Annotated in this window: 11 protein-coding genes; 7 read left to right on the top strand and 4 right to left on the bottom strand. The window is 54.3% G+C overall.

All coding sequences use genetic code 11. From position 1 onward, the window contains the following. Positions 1 to 112: 112 nt before the first annotated feature. The 6 genes from aepX (at position 113) to ACJMNB_RS06990 (ending at position 5,826) form a co-directional block, all read left to right on the top strand. Positions 113 to 1,423 (top strand): phosphoenolpyruvate mutase, encoded by a 1,311-nt coding sequence (gene aepX / locus ACJMNB_RS07015; protein WP_405340549.1) that lies wholly within the window; start codon positions 113 to 115, stop codon positions 1,421 to 1,423. Positions 1,424 to 1,427: 4 nt separating this feature from the next. After that, positions 1,428 to 2,555 (top strand): phosphonopyruvate decarboxylase, encoded by a 1,128-nt coding sequence (aepY, locus tag ACJMNB_RS07010; protein ID WP_405340546.1) that lies wholly within the window; start codon positions 1,428 to 1,430, stop codon positions 2,553 to 2,555. 1 nt (position 2,556) lies between these two features. Beyond that, positions 2,557 to 3,276 (top strand): NTP transferase domain-containing protein, encoded by a 720-nt coding sequence (locus ACJMNB_RS07005; protein ID WP_405340543.1) that lies wholly within the window; start codon positions 2,557 to 2,559, stop codon positions 3,274 to 3,276. 29 nt (positions 3,277 to 3,305) lie between these two features. Continuing rightward, positions 3,306 to 4,421: a 2-aminoethylphosphonate aminotransferase gene (locus tag ACJMNB_RS07000; RefSeq protein WP_405340540.1), complete on the top strand. Its 1,116-nt coding sequence runs from the start codon at positions 3,306 to 3,308 to the stop codon at positions 4,419 to 4,421. Between the two features lie 100 nt (positions 4,422 to 4,521). After that, a complete protein-coding gene (locus ACJMNB_RS06995; RefSeq protein WP_405340537.1) occupies positions 4,522 to 5,130 on the top strand; it encodes a hypothetical protein in 609 nt (202 codons plus the stop codon). Positions 5,131 to 5,265: 135 nt separating this feature from the next. Further along, positions 5,266 to 5,826 (top strand): PolC-type DNA polymerase III, encoded by a 561-nt coding sequence (locus ACJMNB_RS06990; protein ID WP_405340534.1) that lies wholly within the window; start codon positions 5,266 to 5,268, stop codon positions 5,824 to 5,826. Here the strand turns inward: ACJMNB_RS06990 and ACJMNB_RS06985 are convergent. Genes ACJMNB_RS06985 through ACJMNB_RS06975 form a run of 3 tightly spaced genes read right to left on the bottom strand, consistent with a single transcriptional unit; the run spans position 5,823 to position 10,790 of the window. Then, positions 5,823 to 7,133, bottom strand: coding sequence for a glycoside hydrolase family 3 N-terminal domain-containing protein (locus ACJMNB_RS06985; protein WP_405340531.1), 1,311 nt, complete (start codon positions 7,131 to 7,133; stop codon positions 5,823 to 5,825). The genes ACJMNB_RS06990 and ACJMNB_RS06985 overlap by 4 nt on opposite strands. Next, on the bottom strand, positions 7,126 to 9,666 hold the full coding sequence (locus ACJMNB_RS06980; RefSeq protein WP_405340528.1) for a DNA topoisomerase III: 2,541 nt from the start codon (positions 9,664 to 9,666) through the stop codon (positions 7,126 to 7,128). The genes ACJMNB_RS06985 and ACJMNB_RS06980 overlap by 8 nt, the downstream gene beginning before the upstream one ends. Then, positions 9,657 to 10,790, bottom strand: coding sequence for a glycosyltransferase (locus ACJMNB_RS06975; protein ID WP_405340525.1), 1,134 nt, complete (start codon positions 10,788 to 10,790; stop codon positions 9,657 to 9,659). Before ACJMNB_RS06975 ends, ACJMNB_RS06980 begins: the two co-directional genes overlap by 10 nt. A 143-nt stretch (positions 10,791 to 10,933) precedes the next feature. Here ACJMNB_RS06975 and sstT point away from each other — a divergent pair, with 143 nt between their 5' ends. After that, a complete protein-coding gene (sstT, locus tag ACJMNB_RS06970; protein WP_405340522.1) occupies positions 10,934 to 12,181 on the top strand; it encodes a serine/threonine transporter SstT in 1,248 nt (415 codons plus the stop codon). Here sstT and ACJMNB_RS06965 read toward each other — a convergent pair. Further along, positions 12,167 to 12,883, bottom strand: a complete 717-nt coding sequence (locus ACJMNB_RS06965) for a queuosine precursor transporter (RefSeq protein WP_405340519.1) — start codon at positions 12,881 to 12,883, stop codon at positions 12,167 to 12,169. The genes sstT and ACJMNB_RS06965 overlap by 15 nt on opposite strands.

Raw genomic sequence — 12,883 nt, 5'->3', positions numbered from 1 at the left:
CTGTGGAAAAGGCTTTTTTGGACTCTATCAAGACAATTGAGAAAAAGACTTTCGGAAATAGGTCACCATAGATTTCTATAATTGAGTTGCGTTTAACTCTGGAAAATGAAAAATGGCAAAGACGGTTTATCTAGGAATGATTGGTGACATCATGCACCCGGGCCTCATCAACATTATCAATGAGGGCGCCAAGTACGGTGACGTGATGATTGGGCTTTTTACTGACAAAGCGATTGCTACGCACAAGAGACTCCCGTATTTGAATTACGAGCAACGCAAAAATGTTGTGGAGAACATCAAGGGCGTTGCCAAGGTGGTTCCGCAGGACGAATGGAGCTATGTGGAAAACCTGAAGAAGTACAAGCCCGACTACATCATTCACGGCGATGACTGGCTTTACGGACCGGACAAGTTTATCCGTGACGAAGTCTTCAAGGTTATGGAAGCCCAGGGCGGTAAGGTCATTGAAATTCCATATACCAAGGGCATCACTTCTACGGGACTCAAGAAGGAAATGGATAGCCTAGGTACCACGCCGCAGGCAAGACTTTCTGCGCTGCGCCGCCTGATCGCGGCCAAGCCGATAGTCCGCATATTGGAATCCCACAACGGCCTTACCGGCCTTATTGCCGAACACACCAGCGTCGAAATCGACGGCTGCGTGCGCGAGTTCGACGGCATGTGGTCGTCTTCGCTGACTGATTCTACCAGTAAGGGTAAGCCGGATATCGAGGCGGTGGACCTGACGACCCGCTTGCATGATTTGAACGATACGCTGGAAGTCACGACCAAACCGGTCATCTTTGACGGCGATACCGGTGGAAAGGTAGAACACTTCGGCTTCACTGTGCGTACGCTTGAACGTCTCGGCATTTCTGCAGTGATTATCGAGGACAAGGTTGGCCTTAAGCAAAATTCCCTGTTCGGTACTGACGCCATCCAGACGCAGGACACCATCGAAGGTTTCTGCACCAAGATCCGTGCGGGCAAGGAAGCCCAGGTCACCGAAGACTTCATGGTGATTTCCCGCTGCGAATCTCTGATTGCGGGCAAGTCCGTGGACGATGCCCTGGAACGCTGCCACGCCTACGTTGCTGCCGGTACTGACGGCATCATGATCCACTCCAAGGACAAGAGCGGCGAGGACATCAAGGAATTCTGCCGTCGCTTCCGCGAAAAGGATGCGCACACGCCGATCGTGGCCGTGCCCACCACCTACAACCAGTTTACCGAAGAGGAATTGGCCACCTGGGGCATCAATGTGGTCATCTACGCGAACCACATGTTGCGGTCTGCCTATCCGGCCATGGTGAAGTGCGCGGAATCCATCCTGACGCATAGCCGCAGCCTGGAAGCCTCCAACGACTACTGCATGCCCATCAAGGAAATCCTGAACCTCATCCCCGGAACGATGAAGAAGTAACGACATGATCAGCCCGAAGTTTTTTATTGACACCCTGGGTTCTTACGGCATTGACTTCTATGCCGGCGTACCCGATTCCCTGCTCAAGAACATCTGCGCCTACATTGCCGACAACAAGGATGCCAAGCATAACGTGATTGCCGCAAACGAAGGCGCCGCCGTGGGCCTTGCCGCGGGTTACCACCTCGCTACAGGCAAAATCGGCGTGGTCTACATGCAGAATTCCGGCGAAGGCAACATCATCAACCCGCTCGCCTCGCTGACGGACAAGGAAGTCTACAACATTCCCGCTCTGTTGCTCATTGGCTGGCGCGGACGCCCCGGCGTGCACGATGAACCGCAGCACGTGAAGCAGGGCAAGGTGACGACTGGCATTCTCAACACCATGGGCGTGAACTTTGACGTGCTCTGCAAGGAAGAGGACAAGGCCGCCAAGCAGATCGAGAAGGCTGTGAAGACGATGAAGGAGACGGGCGAGGTCTATGCGCTCGTCATCGAGAAGGATACCTTCGAAGATTACAAGCTCCAGAGCGTCGAGAAGAACGACCTCACGATGAGCCGCGAAGAGGCCATCCAGACGGTGGCGGCCGCCCTTGGCGAGAAGGACGTTGTCGTCTCTACTACGGGCATGATCAGCCGTGAACTTTTCGAATACCGCGCCCAGAAGGGTGAAGGCCACGAGCGCGACTTCCTGACGGTGGGTTCCATGGGACACGCCTCGCAGATTGCCCTCGGCATCGCGATGGAAAAAGAAGACCGCAAGGTTTGGTGTTTTGACGGTGACGGCGCGACGATTATGCACATGGGTTCCATGGCGATTGTCGCAAGCAAGGCTCCCGCAAATTATGTACACGTGGTGTTCAATAACGGAGCCCACGATTCCGTTGGCGGCCAGCCGACGGTGGGCCTGAAAATTGACCTGCCCGCTGTTGCGAAGGCCGTGGGTTACCGCGATGCCCTCTCCGCCGACAGCAAGGAAACCCTTGCCGCCGCCCTCGAAAAGCTGAAGGGCATGCAGGGCCCCGTGCTCCTGGAAGTCAAGGTGAAGAAGGGCAACCGCAAGGATCTCGGACGCCCGACCACTACGCCTATCGAGAACAAGAACGCATTGATGGAATTTCTGAGGAAGTAAGATGGTCAAGACGGCTGTCATCATGGCGGCGGGAATGGGAACCCGCTTCGGCAAGTACACCGAGACCATTCCCAAGGGTTTTATCGAATGCGGTGACCTTTCCATGGTCGAACGTAGCATCAAGACGTTGATTGACTGCGGCATTGAACGCATCGTCATCGGTACCGGCTACCACAAGGAAAAGTACGAAGCCCTCAAGGCCACCTACCCGCAGATCGAATGCGTGTTCAGTCCCCGCTACGCCGAAACCAACAGCATGTACACGCTGTACAACTGCCGCGACGTCATCGGCGATGACGACTTTTTGCTTCTGGAATCGGACCTCGTTTTCGAGAAGAAGGCCATCACCTCTCTCCTTGAATGTTCCGAGCCCACCATCATGCTCATTACGCCCGTAACCAAGTTCCAGGACCAGTACTACGTGGAATTCGGCGAAGGTGGCCGCCTTACCATGTGCTCCACCGACAAGACCCAGCTGGATGCAAAGGGCGAACTGGTGGGCATCCACAAGCTTTCGAACAAGTTCTACAAGGCCATGTGCGAAGATTACGCCGCCAAGGTCGTTGAGAAGCCGAAGCTGGGTTACGAATACGAGCTGCTGACCATGTCGCAGGAAAAGATGAAGGTGTTCGTGCTCAAGGTGGATGGCCTCAAGTGGTATGAAATCGACGACGTGGACGATTTGGCCTACGCCGAAAAGAACATCCTCCAGTACCTCTAAATTTTACGGACGATTTTAAGGAAATATCTATGGAACCGATCAAGAGAAACGTGTTGCTGAACCCCGGCCCCGCCACCACCACCGACACCGTCAAGTACGCCCAGGTGGTTCCGGATATCTGCCCCCGTGAAAAGGCCTTTGCCGGCCTCATGAAGGGCCTCCGCGAAGACTTGCTCAAGGTGGTGCATGCTCCTGCCGACCAGTACACTTCCGTTCTCTTCTGCGGTTCCGGCACCATCAATATCGACGTGTGCATCAACTCGCTGGTTCCCGAAGGCAAGAAGATTCTCGTAGTGAATAACGGCGCTTACAACTCCCGCGCTGTCGAAGTCTGCGAGATGTACCATCTGCCGCATATCAACCTGAAGTCCAGCGTGTTCGAACGCCCGGACCTTGCCGCTGTCGAGAAGACCTTGCAGGAAAATCCCGACGTGGCTGTTGTCTACTGCTGCCATCATGAAACGGGTACGGGCGTGCTGAACCCCATCCGCGAAATCGGCGCATTGGCACACAAGTACGGTGCCATCTTCATTACCGACACGACCTCGACGCTCGGCATGATTCCCCTCGATGTGGTGAAAGATAACGTGGACTTCTGCATGGCTTCGGCCCAGAAGGGTCTCATGGCCATGTCCGGCCTCTCCTTTGTGATTGGCCGCAAGGACATTATCGAGAAGTCAAAGGACTACCCGACGCGTTCGTACTACTGCAACCTTTACCTGCAATATTCTTTCTTCGAAAAGACCGGCGAAATGCACTTCACGCCGCCGGTGCAGACCATCTACGCCACCATCCAGGCACTCAAGGAATATTTTGCTGAAGGTGAATCCGCAAAGTTTGCCCGTCACCGCCGCGTTTACGAAGCAATCCGCAAGGGTGTGGCTGAACTCGGCTTCGATACCGTTATCGACCCGTCCATCGAATCGGGCCTCGTCGTTTCCGTCAAATACCCCGAAGACCCGAACTGGGATTTCGAGAAGGTGCACGACTACTGCTATGACCGCGGTTTTACCATTTATCCGGGCAAGATTTCGACGACGAATACCTTCCGCCTCTGTGCCCTTGGTGCCATCGACGTAAAGGACATCGAAGACTTCTTCAAGGTTCTCGGTGAAGCTCTGAAAGCGTTCAATATTAAATTGTAATTTCCGTATCAAAATTGTAGCATTTTTTTTGCCCGAAAAATGACTTTTGGGGGCTGAATCGTATATATTAGGCTCAAGGTGTCTAAGTGTAGAGGATCCCATGAAGTTGAACGTTTGGGTATGTGGGTCGGTTGGATTTTTATGGGTTATAGCGATGATTCTGTTGCTTTCTGCGACAGGGGTCTTTGCTGAAGACATTATTGCCACCACATCGAACGGTTCAACGGTGATTTTGCACGAAAATGGCCGTTGGGAATACTATCAGAACAATGCCAAGGTCCGCGATGTGCGCCCCAGCGCCATTCCCGAAGACGCAAAATTCCAGATTACGGTCAACTACGAAAGCGCCAACAAGATCAAGAAAGACGTGCGCATGATGATGGAAGGCGATTTTGCCACCGAAGAAGAGATTCGGGACAGCTTGCGCAAGGTGCCCAAGGGCGGTATGGTGTATTTCCAGGTGCCTACGAACCAGATCAAGCCGGGGTTCACCCGCGAGCTGACCTACTACATTTATGACAAGGGTAAGAAGCCGATTTTCTCCCAGACGGCCCGCGATAGCGAGGCGAAACCCACTGCAGAAAGCAGCAAGGTGTCGAATTTGATGGTGGTGCCCCTGTTCGCAAAGCCCAAGTCCAAGGTGCTTAAGGCGAAGGTCGTGAGCGAATCCGCCAAGCAGTCCCTGGAGTTCGATATCCCCATAAAGTAGCCCCACGTCATTGCGCAAGCGCATGACTGGTTCGCCTCGGATATAGAAACATGCAAGCGCGTTTCTGCATCTCTCGGCTCCCACGTCATTGCGAGGCCCGAAGGGGTGAAACAATCCATTTGATGAATTAGTACGATGAAGTTTGCGGTTGTTGATTTAGAGACTACGGGCGGTACGGCTGAAGAGGGCCGCATTACCGAGATCGGCATTGTGCTGATGGACGATTGCGAGGTGGTCAAGACTTATTCAGCGATGGTGGATCCTGGCATGCCGATTCAGCCTTTTGTACAGCACTTGACGGGAATTACCGACGAAATGGTGCAGGGCAAGCCTCAGTTTGCTTCTGTTGCTGAAGAGGTGGCGGAACTCCTGAAAGACCGCATTTTCGTGGCGCACAATGTGCAGTTCGACAGCAAGTTCATGCGGACGGAACTGAAGCGTTGTTGCATCAAGATTGACCCCCCGAGGCTTTGCACCGTCAAGATTGCCCGCCGCTTTTTCCCGGGGCTTCCCAGCTACAGTCTGCACAAGTTGACCCAGGCGTTGGAATTGCCGGAATTCAATCACCACCGCGCCTTGGACGATGCCCTGGCGGCGGCCGAGATTCTGAAACTGGCCTACAACAAGGTGGGACCAGAAAAGATCCTTAAAGAAGTCAAGAACTTATCGACCCCGAAAAAAGCGAAGATTGTTTAGTTGAGTAATCCGGCTTTGTACTTCATCTTCAAGATGCGGGCTGCGGATTCTTCGATACGCTGGCGGTAGTATTTACTTTGTTTAGAAAGTGCGGCCAGGTAGTTCACCATTTCCACTGCTTTCTGCGGGTACGTAATCATGAACATGTCGTTGCCGGCCGTAAGGGCGGTGCGCACGAGTTTTCTAAAATCCTTGGCGGGGTAGGTCTTGCTGGTGACCCGTTCGGTGCCGCTGACCCAGGCGCGTAGGCTCACGCCCCACAGGTCGTCGGTCAAGATCACCGTTTCCGGCGACATTTCGCGGGCCATTTTCACGATGCGGGGCTCGAATACGGCGGGGCGATTCGAGATGCGGATAAAGCGCACGCTGCTCATCATGGTTACGGGAATATCGCTCGCGAGAGTCTTAAAAAATTCCACGTTCTTCGCAATCTTGGCCTTGGGGGTGGCGCTCACGGCGATTTGGTGGTCGCTGTTGGTCCAGGAGTCGTAACCGGGGAAATGCTTGGAGACGCAGGTCACGTTGCTTTCGCGCATGCCCTGCACAAAGGCGCGGACCTTGGGGGCGTTCAGGGTGTCTTCGCCCCAGGAACGCTTGGATTCTTCCATGAAGGAATTCTTGCCGCGGCTATCCTTGGCGGGGTCTAGCACGGGGGCCAGATTCAGGTTGATTCCGATGCTGTCCATTACGGCGGCGATTCTCTGGGCCAGAGTGCGGATAGAATCTTCGCTCATGGAGCGCATTTGCTTGGCGCTGGGGGTGTGCTCCCATTGCGGCGACACTACCGAGATGCGGTTTACGAAACCGCCTTCCTGGTCGGCGGCCACCAGCGGCTTGATTCGCATGTTGGCGTTTACGGTACGAATGTTGTCGGTGAACTTGTCCAGATTCTTCAGGTGATTTTTCATCACCAGGTATCCGCCGAATTCATTCTTCAGCATGAAATCTGCGGGAGTCATGTAGACCATGACCATCTGTGCGGCTTTCTGCTTGATGGTCAGCGAATCCCACAAGGGCATGATTTCGCGGGGGAGGCCGTAGGGCGTTTGTACGGAATCTTCTTGCGGCAAGGCCTCCGCGGTGTACGGCATGGCTGCCGCTGAACTGCTCGCGGGCGCATTTGTTGCTGCGTTTACGGCCGCATTGGTGTCACCGACTTGTTCCGCTACGGATTCTGTCAGCGAATTCAACGGTACAAAATGAATCTCGTCCTGAGACTCTTCCGCAAAAGCGCTTGCTGCAAAAACAGCCGCGGCGAGTAGACTATGCGTCATGGCGGACTTGATCCGCCATCTGTACTTATGCATCTTTTTTCTTGCCGAAGCGGCGGGGTTTGAATTCGCGGGGCGGGAAGTCGAACTTGAGCTTGCCGCTTTTATCCAGATACAAGTAAGCGTCAAAGGTGCGGTGGGTCTTGTTGCTGCGGAATCCCTTCAAAAGCGAGGTCTTTTCGCCGGCGAGCATCTTCTTGATTTCGTCCAGCGGAATTTCCTTGCCCAGCAAAATCTTCGGGAGCGTAATGCCGCTGGGTTCCTTCTTCAGGTAAGAATCGCTCACGTAGCCCGTCATGGTTTCGTACATGGTAGAACCGTCGACCGGCGACTTGCCGACTTCGGCGCCCACTTCAACTTCTTCGGGCTTTTCGTCGAATACAAATTCAATCTTGTTTTCGTCGTTGATAATCACCACGGCCGAGAATTCGGCTCCGCGCTTGCTGCGGAATCCGGTGAGCGGGCCAATCTTGCGGTTGGTCAAGAGCTCGGTGATTTCTTCCGGAGTCAGACGCTTGCCGCCAATCATCTTGCGGATCACGATGCCGTCTTCGGTGGTGTAGCGGCTCACGGTTTCGAAAACCTTCTTGCCGTTCACGGGGCTAAAGGGCGCTTCGCCGGTAGTGCTTTCTTCCTTGAATCCCTTGATGTTTTTCACCATGGTGCGCGTCATGTCGACGATGCCTTCCATGAACTTTTCGCGGGTTTCCTTGCCCTTCTCGATTTGCTCCATTTTATATTCCCAGTTGCCGGTGAGTTCCGGGCTGGTGAGCGCTTCGATGTCCATGGCCTTCAGCACCTTGATCAGGTCGAATGCCTTGGCGGTCGGGATCATGTCCTTGCCGTCGCGAACAACGTACTTGTCGCTCACGAGCTTTTCAATAATGGCGGCACGAGTGGCCGGCGTTCCAAGTCCGCGTTCCTTCATGGCGTCGCGGAGTTCTTCGTCTTCCACCAGCTTACCGGCACTTTCCATCATCGAGAGGAGCGTGCTTTCGGTGTAGTGTGCAGGCGGCTTGGTAAAGTCTTCTTTTTCTTCGAGAGCGACAGTCTTTGCAGACTTACCCTTCAGGGCCGGAATGTTGGATTCTTCGTCGCTGTCCTTGCCGTACACGGCCTTGAAGCCCGGATCAATGAGCACCTTGCCTTCGGTGATGAAGGTCTCGCCTTCCACGGTCGTGACGCGGGTGGTGTTTTCGTACTTGGCAGGCGGGAAGAATACGGCGATGAAGCGCTGGCAGATCATCGTGAAGATCTTCTGCTCGGCTTCGGTGAGGCCCGTGGGCATCACGCCGGTGGGAATGATTGCAAAGTGGTCCGAAATCTTGGAGTTGTCGAACACCTTGGGTGTTTTCACGACCCAGTTGTTCTTGAGGGCGGTTTCTGCGAACTTGGAAAGCGGACCTTCGATTTTGCTGAGGGTAGCCTTCACCGGGGCCACGTAGTCTTCGGGCAGGCAACGGCTGTCGGTACGCGGGTAGGTGGTTGCCTTGTGGCGTTCGTACAAAGCCTGCGCAATAGAAAGCGTGGTCTTGGCGCTAAAGCCAAAGCGGTTGTTCGCTTCGCGCTGCAGGGTGGTCAAGTCGTACAGCGGGCCGCACTTCTGGAGCGAGGGGGCAGAGGTTTCTTCCACCGTGCCGGTCTTGCCCTTACACTTCTTCAGGATTTCCTTGACCTTCTTTTCGTCAAAAATCTGCTTCTGCTTGTCCTTGCCGTCGGCCACGAACCATTTGCCCTGGTACTGGCTGCCGTCGTTGTCGAATTCGGCTTCTACGGTCCAGAACTTCTGCGGTACAAACTGCAGGCGTTCTTCTTCGCGGTTCACGATGATGGCGAGCGTCGGGGTCTGTACACGGCCGCAGGGGGTCACCTGGAATCCGCCCATGGAGCTGTTGTAGGCGGTAAGGCCGCGGCTGCCGTTCATGCCAATGAGCCAGTCGGCTTCGCTACGGCAAAGGGCGGCTGCCTTCAGGTTTTCCATTTCGGCGCCGTCGCGCATGTTTTCGAATGCTTCCTTGATGGCGGCAGGGGTCATACTCTGCATCCACAGGCGCTTGATAGTCTTACCCGTGAACTTGCCCTTGAGCACATACTGCAATATATAGAAGAAAATCAATTCACCTTCGCGGCCCGCATCGCATGCGTTCACGATGGTCGTCACGTCCTTGCGCTTGATGAGCTTGCTCAGTGCCGAAAGCTGTCCGCGGGTGGCCGGCGTTGCGACCAGCGGAAATTCTTTCGGGAGCATGGGGAGCGTGCTCATTTCCCACTTCTTGTACTTCTCGTCAATTTCCTTGGGGTCGGCGATTTCGACCAGGTGGCCGATGGCATGGCTCACGATGGTGGTGTCGCTTTCGTAATGGGTCTTTTCGTTCTTGAAACTCTTTTGGCCGAGCACGCGGACCAGGTCCAGGGCCACGCTCGGTTTTTCGGCGATAATTAAAGTCTTACCTTCGACTGGGGCTTTCGCAGTTTTTGTAGCGGCCTTCGTTGTCGTTTTCTTTGCAGCGGTTGTTTTTGTCGCTGCGGTCTTAGTTGCTTTTGTAGTAGTTGCCATCATTATTTCCATTTGAATCTTCCGAACAGGCCGAAAAGCACAGCCAGTACGGTAAAGGGGGCGTGGATAAATTCAACAGGAATGCACCATTTTAAAAGGTGTTCCTGCCTAAAGATCCTAAGCCCACGGAGTATTAAAACCAAATCGCCAACGCACTTGGCGACGAACGCGATGATAGTCGCGATTAAAACGTTAAAGCTGAACGGTGCAAACACGGCTGCCACGCATTGCATGACCAGGAACAGGAACACCATGGAGAGCACAAACACGATTTTCGGTGTATAATATATAGTCTTAGATGCCCAGCGCTTGCGCTGTTCCCAAAGCTCTTTGAGGGTTTCCTTGCCGTTGGTGGTCACGAAGGTGGACTCGGCGATGCAGTAGCGCATGGCCCAGGGACGGTCGGCTGCCAGTTTTTGCATCAGCAGGTCGTCGTCGCCGCTCTGGATCTTGATGACGTTGTCGAACCCGTGCACGCTCTTGAAGAAGCTCTTGCGGTAGGCCAGGTTGTTGCCGGTGCTGGTCAGGGGGAGTCGCATGGCGAGGCCCGCAGTGCCTGCTACACGGTAAATCAGGGTCTCCACCGCCTGCATGCAGATGAGCACGCTGGACTTGCCGGGGATGGTGGGGATGTAGGAATGCCCGGCCACCAGTTCGATACCCGGTTCGAATTCGGCCACAATGCCCGTGACCCAGGTGGGCTTTACCAGGCAGTCGGCGTCGGTCAGGCACAGGATTTCGCCTTCGCAGGCTTCAATCAGCAGCGAAAGGGCGTGCTTTTTGGGGCTGACCCCTTCCGGAATCTCTTTTATGGTCAGGACATGCAGCTTGGGGTTCTTGGCGGCATATTCGGCCAAAATTTGCGGTGTATCGTCGTCGCTGCGGTCGTCGGCTACCCAGACGTCCCAGTCGCCGCGGTAATCCTGGGCAAGGACGGTATCCAGGGTGGCCCGGATTCCCGCCGACTCATTGCGGGCGGCAATCAGGATACTTACCTTGGGGGCGGGCTCCACATCGGAGTTTCCGACGCGCACGGAACCCAGGGCGCGGAAGAACCGCACCTCCAAGACTATATAGAATAGTCCGAACACGGCCAAGAGGCCGATGACCAGGTATGTGAGCACCGTAAAAAACATTTTCCGCGCAAAATTTAGTTCATCGGGAAAGACGAGCGAAATGAGGCCCCGAAAAATGACCGTTATTTTTTGCCCACCTTGCGTTTTTGTCCCAAAAACCGCAAAATTATATTTATATTACACTTGGAAAGTGGAGGCTCGCCATGAAATTTAGCACATTGGTCCAAAAATATAATAGTGCAAACTTGGTGCTCCGTATCGCAATTTCGATTGTGGTGGGTGCACTCTTGGGTGTGTTTTTACCGTCGCAAAAATGGATTAGCGAATTCGGCGTGCTCTTCGTCGGAGCCCTGAAGGCGGTGGCGCCGGTACTGGTGTTTATTTTGATAGTGTGCTCCCTTGCCAACGGCAACTCGCGTTTTGACCGTCGCTTTGCCCGCGTGGTTGCTCTGTACCTGGTGAGTACGCTGCTTGCTTCGTTTGCTGCAGTGGGGGTAAGCTTTATATTCCCGCAGAATTTGGACTTGGCGGTATCTGCCGATGCCTCGACGGTGCCTTCCGATATTTTTGAGATTATGCACAACTTGTTGGTGAATGCGGTGTCGAACCCCTTTGCCGCCATTTCCGATGCTAATTATATAGGCATTCTCGTGTGGGCCGCCTTCATGGGCTTTGCCATCAAGAAAATCGCAAGCCCGGTGACCTTTACCGTGCTGCAGGATCTGTCCAGTGCCGTGTCCATGGTGGTGCGTTGGATTATCAACTTGGCACCCTTCGGCATCATGGGCATCATGTTTACCTCGGTTTCTACCAACGGTATCGGCATTTTCAAGACCTACGGCTCCCTGATCTTGATTTTGGTGGTTACCATGCTCTTTATGGCGCTGGTGCTGGTGCCGGCGATTGTGGGAATCGTGTTGCGCCACGACCCGTACCCCCTGGTGCTCAAGTGCCTCAAGAGTAGCGCTGTCACGGCTTTCTTTACCCGCAGTTCTGCCGCCAACATTCCTGTGAACATGGCCCTTTGTAAAAGGCTGGGTCTCGATCGCGAATTTTATTCCGTGTCTATTCCGCTGGGCGCTACCATCAACATGAGCGGTGCGGCCATTACCATTACCATCATGACCCTTGCCACGGTGCATACCCTTGGGGTTCCGGTAACACTTACCTCGACATTGATCGTGTGTTTGTTGGCTACCATTGGCGCCTGCGGTACGAGCGGTGTGGCGGGCGGTTCGCTCCTCTTGATTCCGCTGGCCTGCGCTCCCTTCGGCGTTTCTAGCGATATTGCCATGCAGGTGGTGGCCATCGGCTTTATTATCGGTGTGATTCAGGACAGTATGGAAACGGCCCTGAACTCTACGACAGATGCCATCTTTACGGCGACGGCGGAATACGCCGCCTGGCGTAAGCAGGGGAAGCCCCTGCCGAAGGATTTATTCCGAGATTAATTCCGGGTGCTTTTCGGCAATGCGACGTGCGAGGTACACGAACGGTGTATCCATCAGCGATGTCACGATAAAGATGCCGTAACCGAAGACCAGAATTTCTCCGATTGTATTCCACGGGAATACGCCTGCGAAGGCGAGCAGGTTGAAAACGACCACGTTGATCAGCTGGCTGACCAATGTAGAACCGTTGTTGCGCAGCCACAGGTATTTCTTCTTGTTTCCGAACTTCTTTTCGGTCCATTTCCATACAGCGTGGTAGGCCCATACGTCATATAGTTCGCAGATGGCGTAAGCGAACAGGCTTGCAAGCATCACGCGCGGGGTGTTGGCGAACACGGTGCGGATGGGTTCTGCCATGGTATCGCCTGCGGCAGGAATGTACAAGAACCAGCTCTGAGAAATCAGGATGAAGGTCACGTTGGCGAGAATGCCGATTTTCACGCAGCGGTTTGCTTCTTTCTTGCCGAAGATTTCGCTCATGATGTCGGTTGCCAGGAACGACGAGGCAAAAATCACGTTGCCCAGCGTGGTGTCGAGACCGAAGGCGTGTACCAGAATCAGCACTTCGATGTTCGCGGCGATGGTGCAGATGACTGTCCAGGCGAAAATGCCCTGCTTGCCGAAGAAGCGGAAGAAGGCGACGAGGCCGCCAAAGAACACGAAGATGGAGGCGATAAGGATGATTTCGTTCTGGAAAGGCAT

Origin of the sequence: Fibrobacter sp., from assembly GCF_045131395.1 — a bacterium.
In the GTDB taxonomy this organism is placed as follows: domain Bacteria; phylum Fibrobacterota; class Fibrobacteria; order Fibrobacterales; family Fibrobacteraceae; genus Fibrobacter.
Note: the sequence above shows the minus strand (reverse complement) of the source record. Positions and strands in the feature narration are given on the sequence as shown.